Raw genomic sequence first — 20,809 nt, forward strand, 5'->3', positions numbered from 1 at the left:
GAGAGGGTCGATGATGGGCTTGTGAGGGCATCGGCTACTCCGCCGCCATCGGTTGCTCGGCGCGCGCGGCGATGCGCCGTTCGAGCTCGGGACGGAAATGGCGGATCAGGCCCTGGATCGGCCAGGGCGCAGCGTCGCCGAGGCCGCAGATCGTGTGGCCCTCGCACTGCTTGCCGACTTCCCAGAGTTGGTCGATCTCCTCGACCCGGGCGTCTCCGGTTTCCAGCCGCTTCATCACCCGCCACATCCAGCCGGTGCCCTCGCGGCAGGGCGTGCACTGGCCGCAGCTCTCGTGCTTATAGAAATAGGCATAGCGCGCGATGGTCTTCACCAGGTCCGTCGACTTGTCCATCACGATCACCGCGGCGGTGCCGAGCGAGGAGCTCGCCGCCTTCAGCGCGTCGAAATCCATCAACACGTCGTCGCACACCGATTTCGGGATCATCGGGCAGGAGGCGCCGCCCGGGATCACCGCGAGGAGATTATCCCAGCCGCCGCGGACGCCGCCGGCATATTTCTCGATCAATTCGCGCATCGGGATGCCGAGGCTCTCCTCGACCACGCAGGGCGTGTTCACATGGCCGCTGATCTGGAACAGCTTGGTGCCGGTGTTGTTGGGTCGGCCGAAGCTCGCGAACCATTCGGGGCCGCGGCGCATGATGGTCGGCACCACCGCGATGCTCTCGACATTGTTCACCGTCGTCGGGCAGCCATAGATGCCCATATTCGCCGGGAAGGGGGGCTTCATGCGCGGCAAACCCTTCTTGCCCTCGAAGCTTTCGAGCAGCGCGGTCTCCTCGCCGCAGATATAGGCGCCGGCGCCGTGATGGACGTAGCAGTCGAAGTCCCAGCCATGGACATTGTCCTTGCCGATCAGCCGGGCGGCATAGCACGCGTCGATCGCGGCCTGGAGCGCCTCGCGCTCGCGCACGAACTCGCCGCGCACATAGATGTAGGCGACATGCGAGCGCATGGCACGGCAGGCGATCAGGCAGCCTTCGATGAGGTGATGCGGATCGTTGCGCATGATCTCCCGGTCCTTGCAGGTGCCGGGCTCGGATTCGTCCGCGTTGACGACGAGATAGTGCGGACGGTCCTTCACCTCCTTGGGCATGAAGGTCCATTTGAGACCGGTGGCGAAGCCGGCGCCGCCGCGGCCGCGCAGGCCGGATTTCTTGACGACGTCGCAGATGCCTTCCGATCCGAGCTCGAGGATTTTCTTGGTGCCGTCCCACAATCCGCGCGACTGCACGCCCTTCAGGCCCTTGTCCTGAAGGCCGTAAATGTTGGTGAAGATGCGGTCCTTGTCGGCGAGCATCAGGCGACCCTCGGGATCAAGTTGTTGCCGCCGTGCTTGAAAGCCAGCGCCGGCTTTTCGATGAAATGCCAGGACAGCATCGCCAGCGCCAGCACCGCCGGCAGCGAAACGAACGTCACGGTCCAGAAGCCGGCGGACGGTCCGAGCCACAGATAGGCGAGCTGCTGAATGGGAAAGGCGAAGAGATAGAAGCCGTAGGAGAAGTCGCCGGCCAGGATTCCGCGGCGGATGGCGGGAAAGGCGAGCAGCCTGCTGTTCCCCAGGACGACGACCAGATAGGCGCCGACGAAGGGAAAGAGAACGAAAAAGGCCGGGCTCGCAAGCGCGGCGGCGAGGCCCGCCAGCGCTGCGACGATCCATGCCGTTCCGACCGGAATTTTGGCGGCAAAGAGCGACAGGCTGGCGCCGCCGAAGAAATAACCCGTGACCGTCAGGCCATGATAGGCCTGCACCATGACGAAGCCCGTGCCGGGGTTGTGGCCGGCCACGAGCAACGTTTCCATGGCGAGGCCGCAACCGAGCGCGATTGCGATCGCGATCCAGGGCCGCGCGAGAAACAGCGAGCCGAACAGCGCCACGGCCAGGTAGCAGACGATCTCGAAGCGGATCGTCCAGAGGCTGCCGTTGATGATGTCTTGCGGGTTCGTCTCGAACACGCCCGGCAGCGCGTTGTTGAACGGGATTACCGCGTTCAGCAGATACAGGCCGGTCGCCTTGCCGGAGAAGTAGGCGGAGAGCGGCAGCGTCGTGACCAGCGGCCCCAGCACGAAGACGGTGAGCAGCACCAGAACGATCAGCGCCGGATAGATGCGCAACGCCCGCTTGCGCAGAAAGGCGGCGGGCCGGCCGTCGCGCTTGACGCTTTCCGTGATCACAAAACCGCTCAGCACGAAGAAGACGGCGACGGCGACCGCGCCCAGCGAAACGACGCTGTGCGTGAAATTCGGAATGAGGCGGCCGGTGATGACCGCGCTGTGCGAGACCAGCACCAGGACGGCGGCGAACAGCCGGATTATGTCGAAGCTCGGGCCGAACCGGCCATTGGCTTCGAACAGCGTCGCGATGGTCTTGCCGCCGGCCGTCATGTCGCGGCTCCCGGCGGCTTTTGAACCGGCGCTTCGCGATCGGACGCGGCCTCGGTCGGCATCTTGGCTTCGGCGTCGGGCGAATCCGTGCCGCCCTCCGTCGCGGACGGCTTGGCGTGACCGTCATAGAGCGCCGGATCGATGAGGGTGGCGGGGCCGCCGGCAGGCTCGGAGCCCGTGCGGCCGGCCTGTGGGCCGGCCGCCGGATTCTCGCCGCGCCGGAATGCCTCGATCAGCTTCGCCGTCGTTTCGGCGGTGAGGTCTTCGTAGAAATCCTTGTAGACCTGGAACACCGGCGCGTTGGTGCAGGCGCCGAGGCATTCGACCTCGGTCCAGGAGAGCATGCCGTCCGCCGTCGGCGTCATCTGCGCCGGGCCGATCAGCTTCTTGCAGACGGCCATCACGTCGTCGGAACCGCGCAGCGTGCAGGGCGGCGTGGTGCAGACCTGCAGATGGAATTTGCCGACCGGCGCGAGGTTGAACATCGTGTAGAAGGTCGCGACCTCCAGCACGCGGATGAACGGCATGTCGAGGCGCCGGCCGATGGTTTCGATCATCGGATGGGTGACCCAGCCTTCCTGCTCCTGGCCGATCCAGAGCGCCGAAATCACCGCCGAGGCCTGGCGGCCCGGCGGATATTTCGCGATCTCCTTTTCGACGCGCGCCAGGTTCTCGAGGTTGAACGCGAAGGAGGCAGGCTGAAGCTCGGGCGGGGCGAGACGGCGGAGAGACACTACGCGGCCTCCGTCAGGATGTTGATGGAGGTGACCGCGATGCTGTCGCCGGAATGGGCGGCCCAACACACGGCGAGGTCGCTGTCCTTCTGCAACAGCAGATAAAATCCGTCGGTCTCAGGACCGTCGGTCTCGGCGCTCATCGCGGTGGTCTGCTGGAAGCCGGCGACCTTCCAGCCCTGCGCCAGCATGTCCTTGAGCTGCGATGCGGCGCTCATCGGTCGACCTCGCCGAACACGATATCGAGCGAGCCGAGCACGGCGGAGACGTCGGCGAGCATGTGGCCCTTGTTCATGTAGTCCATCGCCTGCAGATGCACATAGGAGGGCGCGCGGATCTTGCAGCGATAGGGCTTGTTCGAGCCGTCCGACACCAGATAGACGCCGAACTCGCCCTTGGGCGCCTCGACCGCGGCATAGGCCTCGCCTTCCGGCACATGGAAGCCCTCGGTGTAGAGCTTGAAGTGATGGATCAGCGCTTCCATCGACGATTTCATCTCGGCGCGCTTGGGCGGCACGACCTTGTGGTCGGTCGAGGAAACGGGACCATCGGGCATCTTCTCGATGCATTGCTTTATAATCTTCACCGACTGGCGCATCTCTTCCATGCGCATGACGTAGCGGTCGTAGCAGTCGCCGTTGCGGCCGATGGGAATCTGGAAGTCGAGTTCGTTGTAGCACTCGTAAGGCTGGGCGCGGCGCAGGTCCCAGGCGACGCCGGCGGAGCGCAGCATCACGCCGGAGAAACCCCACATCTCGGCTTCGGCGCGATTGATGACGCCGATGTCGACATTGCGCTGCTTGAAGATGCGGTTCTCGATCAGGAGGCTGTCGATGTCGTCCAGCACCTTCAGATAGCCGTCGCAGAATTTGTAGATGTCGTCGGCCAAACCGGGCGGCAGATCCTGGTGCACGCCGCCGGGGCGGAAATATTTCGCATGCATGCGGCTGCCCGAGACGCGCTCGTAGAACGACAGCATCGTCTCGCGGCTTTCCATGCCCCAGAGCGGCGGGGTCAGCGCGCCGACGTCTAGCGCCTGGAAGGTGACGTTGAGGATGTGGTTCATCAGCCGGCCGATTTCGGAGAACAGCACGCGCACATACTGGCCGCGCTTGGGCACTTCGAGGCCAATCAGCTTCTCGATGGCGAGCACGAAGGCGTGTTCCTGGTTCATCGGCGCGACATAGTCCAGCCGGTCGAAATAGCCGATGTTCTGCAGATAGGTTTTGTGCTCGATCAGCTTCTCGGTGCCGCGATGCAAGAGGCCGATATGCGGATCGACGCGGGTTACGATCTCGCCGTCGAGGTCGAGGACGAGGCGCAGCACGCCGTGCGCGGCCGGGTGCTGTGGGCCGAAGTTCAGCGTGATCTGCGCTTCCTCGTTGCCGGTATCTTTCTTGACGTCGGGGAACGCGCTCATGCCTTCTTCCCCGGATTGCCGGACGCGGCCTTGTCGCCGGATGGCAGGATGTGCGGCGCGCCTTCCCACGGGCTCATGAAATCGAAGTCGCGAAATTCCTGCACCAGCTGCACCGGCTGGTAGACGACACGCTTGAGCTCGTCGTCATAGCGCACCTCGACATAACCGGTGAGCGGGAAGTCCTTGCGCAGCGGATGGCCGGAGAAGCCGTAGTCGGTGAGGATGCGGCGCAAATCCGGATGATCGGCGAAGGCGATGCCGTACATGTCGAAGGTCTCGCGCTCGAACCAGTTGGCGGCGGGATAGACGGCGACGACCGAGGGAACCGCCTCGTCTTCCGCGACATGCACATGCACGCGCAGGCGCAAATTCTTGGTCAGCGACAGGAGGTGATAGACGACATCGAAGCGCTTGGCGCGCTCGGGCCAGTCGACGCCACAGATGTCGACCAGGATCTTGAACTCGCAGGCCGGATCGTCGCGCAGGAAGCCCATGACGCGCACGATCTCGCCGACGGCGACGTCGATCGAGAGTTCGCCGACGTTCAGCCGGTGGGCGGAGACCGCCCCGGGAAGCGCTTCGCTCAAATGTGCGGCGAGAGTGGAAAGATCGGCCATCTAGCGCTCAATGGTTCCGGTACGGCGGATCTTCCGCTGCAAAAGCATGATTCCGTAGATGAGCGCTTCCGCGGTCGGCGGACAACCGGGCACGTAGATGTCGACCGGCACGATGCGGTCGCAGCCGCGCACCACGGCGTAGGAATAGTGATAGTAGCCGCCGCCATTGGCGCAGGAGCCCATGGAGATCACATAGCGCGGCTCCGGCATCTGGTCGTAGACCTTGCGCAGGGCCGGCGCCATCTTGTTGGTCAGCGTGCCGGCGACGATCATCACGTCGGACTGGCGCGGGCTGCCGCGCGGCGCGGCGCCGAAGCGCTCCAGGTCGTAGCGCGGCATGTTCGCCTGCATCATCTCGACGGCGCAGCAGGCAAGCCCGAAGGTCATCCACATCAGGGAACCGGTGCGGGCCCAGTTCACCAGCGCCTCGGCGGAGGTCACGAGAAAGCCCTTGTCGGCCATCTCCTGCTGCATCGCCTTGAAATAAGGTTCGTCGTCGCGCGCGGCGCGGCCGCCCTCGACGCCGCCGCGGGCGGCGGTTCCATAGGGCAAGGGCGATGTCGGGCCGGCCGGGATCACTCCCATTCGAGCGCTCCCTTCTTCCATTCGTAGATGAAGCCGACGGTCAGGACACCGAGGAACGTCACCATCGACCAGAAGGCGAAGACGCCAGTGGCGCCCAGCGTGATCGCCCAGGGAAACAGGAACGCCACTTCCAGATCGAAGATGATGAAGAGGATGGAGACGAGATAGAAGCGCACGTCGAATTTCATGCGCGCGTCGCCGAAGGCGTTGAAGCCGCATTCATAGGCCGAGAGTTTCTCGGGATCGGGCTTGGACGGCGCGAGGATGACGGGAGCAAGGACCAGGGCGGTGGCGATGACGCCCGCAATGCCGATGAAGAGCAGGATGGGGAGATATTCCAGGAGCTGCTTTTCCATTCCCGAGCCTTTTCATCCGGCCCTGGCGCGGGCGCGCTCAAGGAACAGGCCGGACTCTGGTATTTCGCGGGTGCAGTATAAGAGCCGGCCACCCGCGAGCAACGCGGGTGTAGACCAAGATTCGACCGGAAAAAACAGGATTTTTGCGGGTAGTTGCGAACGATTCCCAACAGGGAAATTGACCTGTGAATCAGGCCCTTTCGGGGAGCCATTTCGCACCGCGTTCGGGATGGAAATGGCGGGAGCGACGGGGCTCGAACCCGCGACCTTCGGCGTGACAGGCCGACACTCTAACCAACTGAGCTACGCCCCCGCATCGGGGCCCGATGGCCCGTTCCGCGAAAGGGGGCCGGTGTAGGGCGCCCGCTCCGTCGCTGTCAAGCTGAGCCGGCGATTTCCGCAGGAAAATGCGCGCCGTCAGGGCGGAGCGCGGCGAAACTCGTCGATCGTCACCTTGCCGTCGCCGTCGAGGTCCAGCAGCTCGAACTGGGATCGCACGCCGCCGGCGAATTCGCGGAAGTCCACAGTGCCGTCATGGTTCCAGTCGATCAGCGGAATGGCGGCCGTCCCGTCCTTCTGGATGCGGCGCTGATTGGCCGCGGCCACTTCGTCGGGATCGAGCGTTCCGTCGCGGTTGGTGTCGGCCTGCATGAAATATTGCCGCAAGCCCGATTCCAGCTCTTCGCGCGTGACCGTGCCGTCATTGTCCGTGTCGTAATTGGCGATCATCATCCGGCCGGAATGCCATTCCTCGGAACGCGGCGTCACGAAGGGCGACCAGCGCGGCTTGTGCGACGTCGAGCACGCCGCGGCCAAAAGCGATGCCGCCAATAGTATGAGTCGACGCCCCCGCATCGGCGGAGTTCGGCATTGTCGGCGACATGCCGTCAAGCGGCAGATGGGCGTGGGTTACTGGCCGGGCGGCATTCCGCCGCCTCCTCCGCCATGACGACGGCCATGGCCGCCGCGGCCGCCCTGGCCGGTGCCGCCCTGCCCCGCGCCCGCTGGGCGCGCCGCGCCGCCCAGTTCCTGCGCCGTGAGCTGGCCGTCGCTGTTGACGTCCAGCGTGTCGAACAGCGACAGCGCGGCGCCGGAGAATTCGCTGAAGTCGATGCAATTGTCCTGGTTCCAGTCGACCAGCGGCGAGGCCTGCGAACCGTCCTGCTGCACGCGGAGCTGGTTGATGGCGCGGACCTGCTCCTGGCCGAGGCAGTTCTTGTGCTCGACGTCGTAGGTGTTGAACTCGGCATGGAGGCCCGCGACCAGCTCAGCGCGGGTCAGAACGCCGTCATGGTTCGCGTCGTAGCGCAGCAGCGCGGCGGCCGGCGAATGCCAGTTCTCGTCGCGCGGCACGGCATTCGGATTCCAGCGGCCTGGACGTGGCGGTGTCGAGCTGCAGGCGGCCACCAGCACCAGGACGAGCGGGATGACGGCGAGCGCGGTTTTGTTCATGCCGTCACCCTAGACCGCCGCGGGAGCAACCGCGAACTGCGTTGTGTCGCAAAGCGTCGCTGGATTGCGGTTCCGCAATCGTCGATAGAGACCGGACTTGGCCCTTCAAGGCATCGACCGCGGCACGACCAGGGAAGGCTGCCAAGGGCCGAAGATGCTGCTATAAGCCCGCCGAATGGGCGGTTAGCTCAGCTGGTAGAGCATATCGTTTACACCGATAGGGTCGGCGGTTCGAGCCCGTCACCGCCCACCATCCTGCGCGGCAGCAGTGGATGGTGTGTCCTTCCGAAGCTCCGGCCGAGAAGGACCGCCTGACGCCGCGCGGCTTCGGATGGCAGGCCGGGTTTCGGTTCGCTGCATGGGGGATCGCATGTCTGCTTTGAGCGAATGGGACAGCTTCTACATCATCGTCGGATCGGCCGCGGGTGCGCTGATCGGTCTGCAATTCGTGGTCATGACCCTGATCGCGGAGCGCCCGCAGCCGGGCCTGTCGGAAGCCGGACGCGCCTTCGCCACGCCGACCGTGGTGCATTTCGCCGCCTGCCTGCTGTTGTCCGCGCTGGTGCGGGTGCCGTGGCCCGCGGCGGTCCATGCCGCCTGGGCCGGCGGCGCAATGGGCGTTTGCGGCCTGCTCTATATGGCGCTGCCCGTGCAGCGCATGCGGCACCAGCGCGCCTATCAAATGGATATGGAGGACCGGGTTTTCCACGTCCTGCTGCCTTTCGCGGCATACGGCCTGCTGGTGCTGTCCGGCCTTCTGGCGCTGGCGCATCTGGAGCCGGCACTGTTCGGCATCGGCGCCGCGGCGCTGCTCCTGCTGTTCGTCGGCATCCACAATGCCTGGGACGCCGTCGCCTACCAGGTCTATGTCCTGCGCAACCAGCCGGAGGAGAAATCCTGACGGTCGCGATGCTCAGTCCGAGCCCAGCACGAAGCGATTGCCCTCCGAGTCCTTCATGATCACGAAGCTGCCCCAGGCCTGCTTCCTGGGCGGCCCCTCGAATTCGACGCCGCGTTCGCCGAGCTGCCGGTAGGTCGTCTCGACGTCGTCGCAGGAGAGCGAGCAGTTCATCCGCGTGCCGACCCGGCCCTCCTCGCCCTCCATGGTGAAGAGCACGAAGCGGGTTTCGGCCTTGCCGATGCGCAGCTCGATCCAGCGCTGACCGCCCGGGCCCATCTCCTGGTCGGTGGCGATCCGGAAACCGAGCTTCTCGGTGTAGAATTTCAGGGCGCGCTGCTGGTCCTTGACCGGGATCGAGATGAACTTGACCTGCGTGATCATGGGGTGACGTCCGACGGTGGCGCGCAAAAGCTAGAATCGGGCGGCTTGCCCGGACAAGCGCCCCGGCGAATACTATAGCAATGGTTCGTAGAGTGCCGCCGGACGACTACGTCGTCGAAACCCTGATGCCCGACCTCGTGGCGCACGACCGGTCGCCGTCGGCTTTCATCGTATATGCCAAGCTTTGGCACGCCTGCGGCGGACCCGGCCGCGGCGTCCAGATCAGCCTGTCCACGCTGGCGGTCGAGACCGGGCTTTCCAAATCCTCGGTCCAGGCGGCGCTGCGGCATTTGAGGAAGCGCGGCTTTCTGGCCACACGGCGCGCCGCGCCGACGGCAGTCCCCACGCATGCGGTGCTGGCGCCGTGGCGGCGCTGAGCCGCATGGGCGAGGGCCCCCAAACCATGGATAAGGCGCGCGCGATCGGGCGCGGAGGCGACTGCCTTGAAAGAGATCACCGTCTTCAGCGGGAGCGCCCATCCCGAACTCGCGGCCGAGATCTGCCAGCATCTCGGCGTGCCGCTGCACCCCTCCAAGCTCGTGCGTTTCGCCAATGACTGCCTGGAGGTCCAGCTCCAGTCCAATTGCCGCGAGCGCGACGTGTTCATCATCCAGCCGCTGGTGGCGCCGGTGCAGGAGCACCTGGTCGAAGCGCTTCTGATGCTGGATGCGGCGCGCGGCGCCTCGGCGTCGCGCATCACGCTGGTGATGCCGTTCTATGCCTATTCCCGCTCCGACAAGAAGGACGCGCCGCGCATCTCGATCGGCGGACGGCTGGTCGCCGACCTCATGGTGACGGCGGGGGCCAACCGCGTGCTCGCGATGCAGATGCACTCGCCGCAGGTGCACGGCTTCTTCTCGATCCCGGTCGACCACCTGCACGCGCTGCACGAGATCGCGGACCATTTCCGGCAATACGACCTGTCGAACGCGGTCGCGGTGTCGCCGGACCTGGGCAACGCCAAGGATACCGCAGTCTTCGCGCGACTCCTGAAGATTCCGATGGCGGTCGCCACCAAGCAGCGCATCTCCGATCACGAGGTCCGCATCGGACCGATCATCGGCGACGTCGAAGGCAAGGACGTGATCGTGCTCGACGACGAGATCGCGCGCGGCACGACGACGATGGAGCTGCTGCAGCGGCTGCGCGAGGACAAGGCGGCGTCGATCCGGATCGCCTGCACCCACGGCCTGTTCGCGGCGGGCGCCGCTCAGCGGCTGAGCGACCAGCTGGATGTGGTCGAGATCGTCTGCACGAACACCGTGCCGATTCCGCCGGAAACGCGGGGGACGAAACTGACGGTGCTCTCAATCGCCCGGCCCTTCGCCGAGGCGATCCGGCGCATCCATGACGGCCAATCCGTCAGTGCGCTGTTCCACGCCTGACGGATCGGCCGGCGCCGCTAGGTGTTCAGCGAATCCTTGAGCTGCTTGCCGGGGCGGAACCGGGGCTGTTTGGACGGCTTGATGACGATCTCTTCGCCGGTCTGCGGGTTGCGGCCCTTGCCGCCGGCGCGGGTCGCGACGACGAAGACGCCGAAGCCGGTCAGGCGGACTTCTTCTCCCGCCTTGAGCGTGGCCGCGATCAAATCGAACACACCATCCACGGCCTTGGCCGAGGTATTCTTGTCCAGTCCGGTCTGCTCGGACAGTTTCTGGATGAGATCGTTCTTGTTCACGGCGACGGCTCCTTTGCGCGATTCGCTCCGACACGCCGACTTTATGGCCAGTTGGCGCGCGGTCAAACCGAAAAACCCAAGATTTCAGCGGAAAAAGGTAGGAAAAAGGCCCCGGCCGGTTAACCCGCCGGGGCCTTCTTTTTAGGCTAACGCCTTGTCAATGCGTGACGATGGCGTCGTTTTCGGGTGCGACCGGGGGTGGCGTGACCACATCCGTCTCGCTCCAGTCGATCGGCTCGGGCTGGCGCACGAGCGCGACCTTCAGGACCTCGCCGACATTGGCGACCGGGACAATGGTCATGCCGGACTTCACATTGTCCGGGACTTCGGCCAGGTCCTTCTCGTTCTCCTGCGGGATGATCACCGTCTTGATGCCGGCGCGCAGGGCCGCGAGCAGCTTCTCCTTCAGGCCGCCGATCGGCAGCGCCCTGCCCCGCAAGGTGACCTCGCCGGTCATCGCCACGTCGCGGCGCACCGGGATGCCGGTGATCACCGAGATGATGGAGGTGGCCATAGCGAGACCCGCCGACGGACCGTCCTTGGGCGTCGCGCCTTCCGGCACGTGCACATGGATGTCGATCTTGTCGAACAGCGGCGGCTTGATGCCGAAGCTGGTCGCCTTGGAGCGGACATAGGACCGCGCCGCGTCGATGGACTCCTTCATCACATCGCCGAGCTTGCCGGTGGTCTGCATGCGGCCCTTGCCGGGCAGCATGACGGACTCGATCTGCAGCGTGTCGCCGCCGACCTCGGTCCAGGCCAGACCGGTGACGACACCGACCTGATCCTCGCCCTCGACCTCGCCGTAGCGGAACTTCCGCACGCCGGCATAGGTGTCGACATTGGACTCGTCGACCACGACACTGGTCGCCTTGTGGCTGACGATCTCCTTCACCGCCTTGCGGGCGAGATTGGCGATCTCGCGCTCCAGGCTGCGCACGCCCGCTTCACGGGTGTGATAGCGGATCAGGTCGCGCAGGCCCGCATCGGTGATCTTCCACTCGTCGTCCTTCAGGCCGTGCGCCTTCATCTCCTTGGCGATGAGGTGGCGCTTGGCGATCTCGACCTTCTCGTCCTCGGTGTAGCCGGGGATGCGGATGATCTCCATGCGGTCCATCAGCGGGCCCGGCATGCGCAGGGAGTTCGCCGTGGTGATGAACATCACGTCCGAGAGGTCGAAATCGACCTCCAGATAGTGGTCGTTGAAGGTGTGGTTCTGCTCCGGGTCCAGCACTTCGAGCAGCGCGGACGACGGGTCGCCGCGCCAGTCGGCGCCGAGCTTGTCGATCTCGTCCAGCAGGAAGAGCGGATTGGCCGTCTTCGCCTTCTTCATCGACTGGATGACCTTGCCGGGCATCGAGCCGATATAGGTGCGGCGGTGACCGCGGATCTCCGCTTCGTCCCGGACGCCGCCGAGCGACATGCGGACATACTCACGGCCGGTCGCCTTGGCGATCGACTTGGCGAGCGAGGTCTTGCCGACACCGGGCGGGCCGACGAGGCACAGGATCGGGCCCTTCATCTTGCCCGAACGCTGCTGCACCGCGAGATATTCGAGGATGCGTTCCTTGACCTTTTCCAGACCGAAATGGTCCTCGTTCAACACGCGCTCGGCCTCGACGATGTCGCGCTTGACCTTGGAGCGCTTGCCCCAGGGCAGCGAGAGGATCCAGTCCAGATAGTTGCGCACCACCGTGGCCTCGGCCGACATCGGTGACATCGATCGGAGCTTCTTCACCTCGGCCTGCACCTTGTCGCGGGCCTCCTTGGAGAGCTTGGTCTTGCGGATGCGCTCTTCCAGCTCGTTCATCTCGTCGCGGCCGTCGTCGCCTTCGCCGAGCTCCTTCTGGATCGCCTTGAGCTGTTCGTTGAGGTAGTACTCGCGCTGGGTCTTCTCCATCTGGCGCTTCACTCTGGAGCGGATCTTCCGCTCGACCTGAAGCACGCCGATCTCGGATTCGATCAGCGAGAGGACCTTCTCCAGCCGCTGGACGGTGCCCAGCGTCTCGAGCAAGGCCTGGCGGTCGGCGATCTTCACCGACAGATGCGAGGCGACGGTGTCGGCGAGCTTCGCCGGCTCGTCGATCTGCGCGACCATGGCGAGCTGCTCGGCCGGGACCTTCTTGTTCAGCTTGATGTACTGCTCGAAGTTGGTCTTCACGGTGCGGACCAGCGCCTCGACTTCCTTGGCGTCGCTGACGCCGTCCGGAATGCGCTCGATGGTCGCCTGGAAGAAGTCGGTACGGGCCACGAAGCCGGTGACGCGGGCGCGGCTCTTGCCTTCGACGAGGACGCGCACGGTCTGGTCGGGCAGCTTCAGGAGCTGAAGCACCGTCGCCAGCGTGCCGATCTGGTGCAGGCCGTCGGCGCCCGGATCGTCATCGTCCTTGTTCTTCTGGGTGAGCAGCAGAATCTGCTTTTCGTCGTTCATCACCTCTTCGAGGGCGCGCACGGACTTCTCGCGGCCGACGAAGAGCGGAACGATCATGTGGGGAAACACGACAATGTCGCGGAGCGGAAGAACCGGCGCCAGAAGGCCGCCATTCTCGCTTTTTGGGGTACTGGGAATGCCTTCGAAATCGGACATTTTGTTCTCCTCGCCGCCCCACTATCCGTGGAACGGGTGCTGATCGGTGCCAGCCCCTTGCGATGGGCACCGGTACCGGGGTGATGGAGCCTCCCGATGGACGACTCCTTGGAAAGGTAAAGTGGCCCCCCGGTGGGGCGGTTTCAAGATATTGATGCTAGCCGCATTTTTCCGAGCCCGAACCCTAGAGGATCAAGGTTTCCGCACTATTGCTTAGCGACATGTTGTCCGCCGATGACTCGGCGTCACGCAAAAAGGCTCAACTCGCCTTGTTTTCGCGGGCCTCGGCCTTGTCCGAGTAGGTGTACAGCGGACGCGCCTTGCCTTCGACGACGTCCGACGTGATCACCACTTCCTGCACGCCGTTGAGCGTCGGCAGTTCGAACATGGTCTCCAGCAGGAAGCCTTCCATGATCGAACGCAGGCCACGGGCGCCGGTACGGCGCGCGATCGCCTTGCGCGCGATCGAATGCATCGCCTCTTCCTGGAAGCGCAGCTTGACGCCTTCCATCTCGAACATGCGCTGATACTGCTTGGCCAGCGCGTTCTTCGGACGCGTCAGAATCTCGATCAGCGCCGGTTCCGACAGATCGCCCAGCGTCGCCAAAATGGGTAGGCGGCCGATGAATTCCGGGATCAGGCCGAACTTCAGCAAATCTTCGGGTTCCACCTCGCGCAGAACCTCGCCGGTACCGCGCTCGTCGGGGGCGCGGACATTGGCGCCGAAGCCCATCGAGGAACCGTGGGTGCGCGACGAGATGATCTTGTCGAGACCGGCGAACGCGCCGCCGACGATGAAGAGGATGTTCGTCGTGTCGACCTGCAGGAACTCCTGCTGCGGATGCTTGCGGCCGCCCTGCGGCGGAACCGACGCGACCGTGCCTTCCATGATCTTGAGCAGGGCCTGCTGCACGCCCTCGCCCGAGACGTCGCGGGTGATCGAGGGGTTGTCCGACTTGCGGCTGATCTTGTCGACTTCGTCGATATAGACGATGCCGCGCTGCGCCCGCTCGACATTGTAGTCGGCGTTCTGGAGCAGCTTGAGGATGATGTTCTCGACGTCCTCGCCGACGTAACCGGCTTCGGTCAGCGTCGTGGCGTCGGCCATGGTGAAGGGAACGTCGAGGATGCGGGCGAGCGTCTGCGCGAGCAGAGTCTTGCCGCAGCCGGTCGGGCCGATCAGCATGATGTTGGACTTCGCCAACTCGACGTCGCCGTTCTTGCCGGACGAATTGATGCGCTTGTAGTGGTTGTGGACCGCGACGCTCAGGACCTTCTTGGCGTGCTGCTGGCCGACCACATAGTCGTCGAGGACCTTGTAGATCTCCTGGGGCGTGGGGACGCCCTCCTTCGACTTCATGAAGGAGGTCTTGTTCTCCTCGCGGATGATCTCCATGCACAATTCGACGCATTCATCGCAGATGAAGACGGTCGGTCCGGCAATGAGCTTGCGGACCTCGTGCTGGCTCTTGCCGCAAAAGGAACAGTACAGCGTATTCTTGGATTCGCCGCCGCTCGCTTTACTCATTGTTTCTCCAAGGCTTTTTGCCCCGTTCGATTCCGATGTGACCCTTGCGGGCCGACACATTCCACGTTTCGCGCCATTCGAAGCGGCACCGACATCCGTTCATTCGACCACGTTAGCGCCGGGCGGATCAAGAATTGTTTAATCGGGGTCAATTCCTTGAGAATCCGGCGCTTTTTGGAACTTCAGCCGCCGTCCGGGCCTTCCGGGCGCCGCGCCATGATATGATCGATCAGGCCGAAGGCCTTCGCCTCCTCTGCCGTCATATATGTATCGCGATCGAGCGCTCTTTCAATCTCCGCCACCGTGCGGCCTGTGTGCCGGGCGTAAATCTCGTTGAGACGGTGCTTCAGCTTGACCACTTCCTCGGCATGGCGGGCGATGTCCGCCGCCTGGCCATAATAAGAGGCGCTCGGCTGGTGCACCAGGACGCGGCTGTTGGGCAGCGCGAAACGCTCGCCCTTCTTGCCCGCCATGAGCAGCAGCGAGGCGGCGCTCGCCGCCTGCCCAACGCAGAAGGTCTGGATCGGCGGACGGATGAGCTGCATCGTGTCGTAGATCGCAAGTCCCGCCGTCACCACCCCGCCCGGCGAGTTGATGTACATGTGGACTTCCTTCTTCGGGTTCTCGGCTTCGAGAAACAGAAGCTGCGCGGTGATGAGGCTGGCGCCGTAATCCTCGATCGGGCCGGTGATGAAGATCACGCGCTCCTTCAGGAGGCGCGAATAGATGTCGTAGGCGCGCTCGCCGCGGGCGGTCTGCTCGACCACCATCGGTACCAGCGTATTCATATGGACGTCGCGCGGGTCTGCCATCGCTTCCAGCCTTTCGAATCAGCGTTCCGAGAGTCTTACGCACCCGGTGACGCGTCAATGACACATATATAGCGCCGCAGAGGCAGATGCGACCCCGCGGTTCAAATGGTTATTGCCGCACGAATTGGGGCATTTCGCCGGCCCTTCCCGAGGCGAAGGCCGCTCGATCCGTCAGCAATGCGCAACTTTCGCGGCATCGCGCGCCAGCATGTTCGCAGCTGCGCGGTTCAAATGCGTACCATCGGACGTCACCCGGTTTTCGCGTGGCAGTTCGATCCAGCGGAATCGCGGCGCGGGAAATTCCGCCTGCAGCAGGTTCCGCGTCATGCGTGCGCGAACGGACCCGTCCAGCACAGGCTCGCGCGGGATGTCCATCAACGGGACGCAGCTGCCGTTTCGCACCAATGTCGCGAGATCGGCCCTGACGTCCGCCGCCGCCGTCTTCAAGGCGCGCACCTCGTCGTCAGACAACGGCTTCGCCTCCACGGCCGCGATGGCGCGAATTTGCCGATCGCGCAGCGACGCGACGATGAACTCGACGCGGACGTGATGCGTCACGGCCTCGGCGACCCGGATCGCGACGTCGATCGGTTTGTACTCCGTCTTGAACATCGGCAGCGCCCGACGCAGTCCCCTGCTCCAGGGATTGAATACCGAACCGAGGAGATCGGCGTCTTTCTCGCGCGCTATCACTCCGTTTATCTCGACCACGACCACGCGGCTGGGCCGATGGGAAGCCTGGATCGCCGCCAGGCCCGTCCTGACGCTGCCGCCCGACATGCCGAGGTTCTGAGCGCCCGGCACGGCCGTCTCCCAGGGAATATTTGCGGTGAGCGAGCTGCCGACGGCGACCAAAGGTACCGGGGCCGCATCGTCGGCCGATCTGGGGAAAGAAGGACTGCGCCTTCAGGACCGGGCCCGCGATCAGGTGCGGAAAGAACGCGATGAACAGCGCGGTGTCGCGTAGATGATCGAGAAATCGCCCCTCCCGCACGACATAGGAGGTGACGGGTTTTGCGTTGTCGGGATCGCGGCCTCGGAAAACGTCGACCACGAGACTGATGCCCTCGAACGTATAGAACGAGATGCCGATCGGCAGCGGTAGAGCCGCCAGCGCAGCGACGCCGCTCGATGCGTTCCCCGCCCCGATCAGCCTTCGCGCCAGGTCCATGATGAGCACGTCGTATTTGAACAGGCCGAGCAGGAGGAGGTTGAACACGACGCCCCCGACCGCCCAGGCCCGCATCGCACCGGCGTCGCGGGATTTGGCGACGCGAAAACTGACGACAGCGTTGGTCAGGATCGAAAGCAGGAGCAGCGCCAGGAGCGCGGGCACGTTCCAGGCGTAGAATACGAAGCTTGCGCCGATCAGCAGCAGGACCTGCGCCCCTCCGCTCGGCAGAGCGTGGAACCCGACAAAGGTCGCCAGGTAGAGGACGACAAATTCGACGCTGGTGAAAAGCATCGGCGCCCCCCGTGCTTTCGCCGAATGCGGCCGGTCAGCCGGCCTTCAGCTTCTCGACCGCCTCGTCGGGGTCCATGAATAGCGTGTCGCGGTCGACCTTGCGGTCGGTCACGTCCGCGAGCTCAGCGATGAAATCGACGACCTTGTCCTCGAAGATCGGGGCGCGCAGTTCGGCGGCGGCTTGCGCGTTCTGGGCGTAGAATTGCAGCACCTGCTGCTCCTGCCCGGGAAACTGGCGCGCCCGCGCCGCGGCGGCGCGCTGGACCTCTTCGGGGGCGACGGTGATGCCGTTCTGCTCGCCCAGACGCGCCAGCACCAGGCCGAGGCGCACGCGGCGCTCGGCGATTTCGCGGTATTCCTTCTTCAGCTCGTCCTCGGACTTGCCTTCGTCCTCGGCGGTCTTGCCCTCGCGCTTGAGTTCGGCCTCGACCTGTTTCCAGATGCCGTCGAACTCGCTGTTCACCATGCCCTGCGGCAGGGCGAAGGAATGGGTCTCGTCGAGCGCATCGAGGATACGGCGCTTCATGTGCAGACGGCTGGCGCGGGCGAAATCGGACTTGATCTGGTCGCGCACGCGATCCTTGAGCGTGGCGAGGTCTTCCATGCCGAGCTTCTTCGCAAGCTCGCCGTCGATGGCGACGGGGTCGGGCTTCTTGACCTCCTTCACCGTGACCTCGAACACCGCGTCCTTGCCCGCCAGCGTGGCTTCCGGATAGTCGGCGGGGAACGTCACCTTCACCTCGCGCGTCTCTTCCGGCTTGGCGCCGACGATCTGGTCCTCGAAGCCGGGGATGAGCTGGCCGGTGCCCAGGCCGAGATTGAAGTTCTCCGCCTTGCCGCCCGGGAATTCGACGCCGTCGATCTTGCCGACGAAATCGATCACCACCGTGTCGCCGCTCTCAGCCGGTTCGCCCGGCTCGCGCGGCGAGAAGGTCTTGGCCTGCTCGGCCAGGCGCCCCAGCGCCTCGTCGACATCCGCATCGCCGACGTCGCCGACCAGACGCTCTATCTTGAGCTTGGACACGTCGGTCAGCTCGAAATCCGGCATCAGGTCGACCTGGACGGTGAATTCCAGATCGCTCTTGCCGTCGACCACCTGCTCGAACTGGCTGACGAGATCGACCTTGGGCGGCGCGGCCGGCTTCAGCGCGTTGTCGCTGACGGCCTTCTGGCTCGACTCGTTGACGGCGGCCTCGACGATCTCGCCCATCAGCGACTTGCCGAAGCTCTTCTTGAGGAACGAGACCGGCGCCTTGCCCGGGCGGAAGCCCTTGAGGTTCACGCGCGGCTTCATCTCTTCAAGACGGCCGGTGAGGCGCGAATCGAGATCGCTCTGCGCGATGACGACCTTGTATTCCCGGCGCAGGCCTTCGGAGACGGTCTCGGTGATTTGCATCGTTCTGCTTCCCTGAAAATACGCGTTCCCGAAGTGGTGCGGGCGGAGGGACTTGAACCCCCATGACTTTCGCCGCTGGTACCTAAAACCAGTGCGTCTACCAGTTCCGCCACGCCCGCGCCGGGGCCTTGCCGAAAGCCCGGGTTTTCAAGCCCGACCCGTCGGAAGGCGGGCCGTATAGCAGGGGTTTGGGGGGGTGGCTAGGGCCTTGCCGGAACGCCGTCAGGCGGGCGCCGCGCGCCCGCCAACGGCCGAATTTCCGGCCGATCCCTCCAAAGCCTTCAGCACCGCCGGAAGATGTTCGGGCAGGTCTTCCGCGATCAGTCCCACGCCGTGGAGGCTCGCCGCTTCGCCGTGCAACCAGACGGCGCAGGCCGCCGCGTCGAAGGACGACAACCCCTGCGCCATCAGGCCGCCGATAAAGCCGGCGAGGACATCGCCGGAGCCGGCGGTCGCCAAGCTCGGCGGCGCGTTGGCGTTGACGACGGCGCGTCCGTCCGGCGCGGCCACGACGGTGTCCGCGCCCTTGAGCAGCACGGTGCATTTCGCGCGCGCGGCGGCGGTGCGTGCGGCTTCGATCCGGCTCTTCGACGACGCGAGAAGGCCGGGGAACAGGCGCTCGAATTCGCCTTCGTGCGGCGTCAGGACGGCCGGCTCGCGCAGCATGGCGAAGAGAACCTTCGGCTCCGCGCGAAAGGAGGTGAGCGCGTCGGCGTCGAGCACCGTCGCCGCGTTGCTGCGGAGCACGGCCACCACGAGTTGCTGCGTCTCAGGCCCGACGCCGCAGCCGGGACCGATCACCACCGCGTTGAAGCGGGCGTCCTTCAGAAGGCCGGCAAGCCCGGACGCGCCGTCGAACGGCTTGACCATGATGGCGGTGAGCGCCGCAGCGTTGACCGCGACGGCGGACGACGGGCTGGCAACGCTGAGCAGGCCGGCACCGATGCGCAGCGCGCCCCGCGCCGCCAGCCGCGCCGCGCCGGTGGCGTGCGCGGGGCCGCTGACCACGATGCAATGGCCGCGGGCGTATTTGTGGCCCTGGGCCTTGGGCCAGGGATAGGTCCAGAGCGCCGGACCGTTCTCGAACAGCTTGGGCGCGATCGCGTCGATGGCGGCTTCCGGGATGCCGATATCGGCGACGACGACCTCGCCGCAGCGTTCGCGGCCCGTCAGCAGAAGATGCGCCGGCTTCTTGCGGAAGAACGTAACGGTCAGGCCGGCGTCGAAGGCGATATCGCCCAGCGGCTTGCCGGTGTCGCCATGGACGCCGCTCGGAACGTCGATGGCGATGACGCGGTCCTTGTATTGCGGCGAGGCCAGCGCGAGGCGCTTCGCCTCGCCCTCCAGCGGCCGCGACAGGCCGGCGCCGAACAACGCATCGACGAACAGGTCGGCCATGCGGTTGCTCTCGGCGATGGCGATGGTCTCGCCGGTCCAGCGCCGGGCCATCTCGGCGGCATCGCCCTTGAGGGTCCTTGGATCGACAAGGCTCTCCACCCAGACGTCCCAGCCGCGTTCGTTCAGATGGCGCGCCGCGACGAAGCCGTCGCCGCCATTGTTGCCGGGGCCGCAGAACACGACGATGGGGCGCGGCGTCCAGCGCTTGGCGATCGCATCGGCGACGGCGCGGCCGGCTTGTTCCATGAGTTCCAGCGTCGCCACGCCATGCGCCGCCGCGTAGCGATCGGCGGCGTAGCATTCCTCGACGGTCAGGACTTCAGAGGTCATCGTACCCGATAGTGATAGCGGTAGAGCTCGTGGTTGAAGCCTAAACGCTCATAGAGGCGAATGGCAGCGTAATTGTTCGCCACCACCTGCAGGCAGGCGCCGGTGGCGCCGGCTTCCAGGCCGCGACGGAGCAGCGCGGAAAGCGCGGCGCGCGACAGGCCCTTGCGGCGCTGCGCCGGGTCGGTGACGACCCATTGCAGGCAGACCAGCTTGTCGTGGATCGCGCCGAACCCCACGGAGGCGATCTCGCCATCGTCGTCGCGGGCCTCGGCGAAGAAGGCCGGCACCGAAAGCTTGTCGAGCACATCGCGCCGGCCTTGCGCCTCGGCGTCCGTGCAGCGGGAATGCCGCTGATAAGCGGCGAGCCATTGGCGGGTGGGACGGCCTTCGAGGATGTCGACGGCGGCACCTTTGTTCGGCACCGGCGGACGGTGCTTGCGGAAATTCATGTAGAGCGTCCTGGTTTCGTCCTCCTTGGCATAGCCGCGCGCCGCCAGCGCCGCGTCGAGATCGGGCGGCGCGGTCGACAGGATGCGGAAATAGGTCGCCTGCGCATGGGCGCGGTAGACGCTTTCGCAATAAGCGATCTTGTCGCCGAGCGGCCGGCGGCCCGGCCCGATGACATTGACGGAGTTGGTGCGGCGCGTGGCGCCGTTGGCGAGACGGATCAGCCAGCCGTCGTAAAAGACCTCTTTCAAGGCCGGCCAGGCGTTCATGCAGGTCTCTTCGACCTGTGCGTGAAGGTTGGGCATGTCCATGGCGTTCT

23 protein-coding genes and 3 tRNA genes are annotated in these 20,809 nt (G+C 65.2%); 4 read left to right on the forward strand and 22 right to left on the reverse strand.

What is annotated here, in order from left to right; all coding sequences use genetic code 11:
• Nucleotides 1–34 precede the first annotated feature (34 nt).
• The 11 genes from nuoF to WDN01_08325 all read right to left on the reverse strand — a co-directional run bounded on the left by nuoF (nt 35) and on the right by WDN01_08325 (nt 7,567).
• Nucleotides 35–1,318: an NADH-quinone oxidoreductase subunit NuoF gene (gene nuoF, locus WDN01_08275; protein ID MEJ0026009.1), complete on the reverse strand. Its 1,284-nt coding sequence runs from the start codon at nt 1,316–1,318 to the stop codon at nt 35–37.
• Nucleotides 1,318–2,403 (reverse strand): acyltransferase, encoded by a 1,086-nt coding sequence (locus WDN01_08280; protein ID MEJ0026010.1) that lies wholly within the window; start codon nt 2,401–2,403, stop codon nt 1,318–1,320. The genes nuoF and WDN01_08280 overlap by 1 nt, the downstream gene beginning before the upstream one ends.
• Nucleotides 2,400–3,137, reverse strand: a complete 738-nt coding sequence (nuoE, locus tag WDN01_08285) for an NADH-quinone oxidoreductase subunit NuoE (protein ID MEJ0026011.1) — start codon at nt 3,135–3,137, stop codon at nt 2,400–2,402. The genes WDN01_08280 and nuoE overlap by 4 nt, the downstream gene beginning before the upstream one ends.
• Nucleotides 3,137–3,355: a hypothetical protein gene (locus WDN01_08290; protein MEJ0026012.1), complete on the reverse strand. Its 219-nt coding sequence runs from the start codon at nt 3,353–3,355 to the stop codon at nt 3,137–3,139. The genes nuoE and WDN01_08290 overlap by 1 nt, the downstream gene beginning before the upstream one ends.
• Complete coding sequence (locus WDN01_08295; protein MEJ0026013.1) at nt 3,352–4,557, reverse strand: NADH-quinone oxidoreductase subunit D; 1,206 nt, start codon at nt 4,555–4,557, stop codon at nt 3,352–3,354. Before WDN01_08295 ends, WDN01_08290 begins: the two co-directional genes overlap by 4 nt.
• On the reverse strand, nt 4,554–5,174 hold the full coding sequence (locus tag WDN01_08300; GenBank protein MEJ0026014.1) for an NADH-quinone oxidoreductase subunit C: 621 nt from the start codon (nt 5,172–5,174) through the stop codon (nt 4,554–4,556). Before WDN01_08300 ends, WDN01_08295 begins: the two co-directional genes overlap by 4 nt.
• Entirely contained in the window at nt 5,175–5,759 is a 585-nt protein-coding gene (locus WDN01_08305) for an NADH-quinone oxidoreductase subunit B family protein (protein MEJ0026015.1), read from the reverse strand.
• Nucleotides 5,750–6,115 carry an NADH-quinone oxidoreductase subunit A gene (locus tag WDN01_08310; GenBank protein ID MEJ0026016.1) on the reverse strand — a complete coding sequence of 122 codons (366 nt, stop codon included), beginning with the start codon at nt 6,113–6,115 and terminating at the stop codon, nt 5,750–5,752. The genes WDN01_08305 and WDN01_08310 overlap by 10 nt, the downstream gene beginning before the upstream one ends.
• A gap of 236 nt (nt 6,116–6,351) precedes the next feature.
• A tRNA-Asp gene (locus WDN01_08315) sits at nt 6,352–6,428 on the reverse strand.
• A 104-nt stretch (nt 6,429–6,532) separates the two neighbouring features.
• On the reverse strand, nt 6,533–6,946 hold the full coding sequence (locus WDN01_08320; GenBank protein MEJ0026017.1) for a hypothetical protein: 414 nt from the start codon (nt 6,944–6,946) through the stop codon (nt 6,533–6,535).
• Between the two features lie 78 nt (nt 6,947–7,024).
• Nucleotides 7,025–7,567: a hypothetical protein gene (locus WDN01_08325; protein MEJ0026018.1), complete on the reverse strand. Its 543-nt coding sequence runs from the start codon at nt 7,565–7,567 to the stop codon at nt 7,025–7,027.
• Nucleotides 7,568–7,744: 177 nt separating this feature from the next.
• Between WDN01_08325 and WDN01_08330 the strand changes: the two genes are divergently transcribed.
• Together WDN01_08330 and WDN01_08335 are read left to right on the forward strand one after the other, a co-directional pair.
• Nucleotides 7,745–7,820: transfer RNA gene (locus tag WDN01_08330), tRNA-Val, on the forward strand.
• Nucleotides 7,821–7,937: 117 nt separating this feature from the next.
• Entirely contained in the window at nt 7,938–8,468 is a 531-nt protein-coding gene (locus WDN01_08335; protein ID MEJ0026019.1) for a hypothetical protein, read from the forward strand.
• A 12-nt stretch (nt 8,469–8,480) separates the two neighbouring features.
• Here WDN01_08335 and WDN01_08340 read toward each other — a convergent pair whose 3' ends face one another.
• Entirely contained in the window at nt 8,481–8,849 is a 369-nt protein-coding gene (locus WDN01_08340) for a VOC family protein (GenBank protein ID MEJ0026020.1), read from the reverse strand.
• A gap of 80 nt (nt 8,850–8,929) precedes the next feature.
• Here WDN01_08340 and WDN01_08345 point away from each other — a divergent pair, with 80 nt between their 5' ends.
• The gene (locus WDN01_08345) at nt 8,930–9,226 is read left to right on the forward strand and encodes a helix-turn-helix domain-containing protein (GenBank protein ID MEJ0026021.1); all 297 of its coding nucleotides are present in this window, start codon (nt 8,930–8,932) and stop codon (nt 9,224–9,226) included.
• A gap of 66 nt (nt 9,227–9,292) precedes the next feature.
• Nucleotides 9,293–10,234, forward strand: a complete 942-nt coding sequence (locus tag WDN01_08350) for a ribose-phosphate pyrophosphokinase (protein MEJ0026022.1) — start codon at nt 9,293–9,295, stop codon at nt 10,232–10,234.
• 17 nt (nt 10,235–10,251) lie between these two features.
• On the opposite strand, the gene WDN01_08355 is transcribed toward WDN01_08350, so the two are convergent.
• The 10 genes from WDN01_08355 to WDN01_08400 all read right to left on the reverse strand — a co-directional run bounded on the left by WDN01_08355 (nt 10,252) and on the right by WDN01_08400 (nt 20,801).
• The gene (locus WDN01_08355) at nt 10,252–10,527 is read right to left on the reverse strand and encodes an HU family DNA-binding protein (protein MEJ0026023.1); all 276 of its coding nucleotides are present in this window, start codon (nt 10,525–10,527) and stop codon (nt 10,252–10,254) included.
• A 157-nt stretch (nt 10,528–10,684) separates the two neighbouring features.
• Nucleotides 10,685–13,114 (reverse strand): endopeptidase La, encoded by a 2,430-nt coding sequence (lon, locus tag WDN01_08360; protein MEJ0026024.1) that lies wholly within the window; start codon nt 13,112–13,114, stop codon nt 10,685–10,687.
• A 259-nt stretch (nt 13,115–13,373) separates the two neighbouring features.
• The gene (clpX, locus tag WDN01_08365) at nt 13,374–14,642 is read right to left on the reverse strand and encodes an ATP-dependent Clp protease ATP-binding subunit ClpX (GenBank protein ID MEJ0026025.1); all 1,269 of its coding nucleotides are present in this window, start codon (nt 14,640–14,642) and stop codon (nt 13,374–13,376) included.
• Between the two features lie 182 nt (nt 14,643–14,824).
• On the reverse strand, nt 14,825–15,430 hold the full coding sequence (locus tag WDN01_08370) for an ATP-dependent Clp protease proteolytic subunit (protein ID MEJ0026026.1): 606 nt from the start codon (nt 15,428–15,430) through the stop codon (nt 14,825–14,827).
• A 195-nt stretch (nt 15,431–15,625) separates the two neighbouring features.
• A complete protein-coding gene (locus WDN01_08375) occupies nt 15,626–16,012 on the reverse strand; it encodes a hypothetical protein (GenBank protein ID MEJ0026027.1) in 387 nt (128 codons plus the stop codon).
• Nucleotides 15,918–16,919 (reverse strand): hypothetical protein, encoded by a 1,002-nt coding sequence (locus WDN01_08380; protein MEJ0026028.1) that lies wholly within the window; start codon nt 16,917–16,919, stop codon nt 15,918–15,920. The genes WDN01_08375 and WDN01_08380 overlap by 95 nt, the downstream gene beginning before the upstream one ends.
• A 34-nt stretch (nt 16,920–16,953) precedes the next feature.
• The gene (tig, locus tag WDN01_08385; GenBank protein ID MEJ0026029.1) at nt 16,954–18,315 is read right to left on the reverse strand and encodes a trigger factor; all 1,362 of its coding nucleotides are present in this window, start codon (nt 18,313–18,315) and stop codon (nt 16,954–16,956) included.
• A gap of 34 nt (nt 18,316–18,349) precedes the next feature.
• Nucleotides 18,350–18,434: transfer RNA gene (locus tag WDN01_08390), tRNA-Leu, on the reverse strand.
• A gap of 103 nt (nt 18,435–18,537) precedes the next feature.
• On the reverse strand, nt 18,538–20,043 hold the full coding sequence (locus WDN01_08395) for an NAD(P)H-hydrate dehydratase (protein MEJ0026030.1): 1,506 nt from the start codon (nt 20,041–20,043) through the stop codon (nt 18,538–18,540).
• A complete protein-coding gene (locus tag WDN01_08400) occupies nt 20,040–20,801 on the reverse strand; it encodes a GNAT family N-acetyltransferase (GenBank protein MEJ0026031.1) in 762 nt (253 codons plus the stop codon). Before WDN01_08400 ends, WDN01_08395 begins: the two co-directional genes overlap by 4 nt.
• Nucleotides 20,802–20,809 lie beyond the last annotated feature (8 nt).

The sequence above is a fragment of the Rhizomicrobium sp. genome (genome assembly GCA_037200985.1).
Lineage (GTDB): Bacteria > Pseudomonadota > Alphaproteobacteria > Micropepsales > Micropepsaceae > Rhizomicrobium.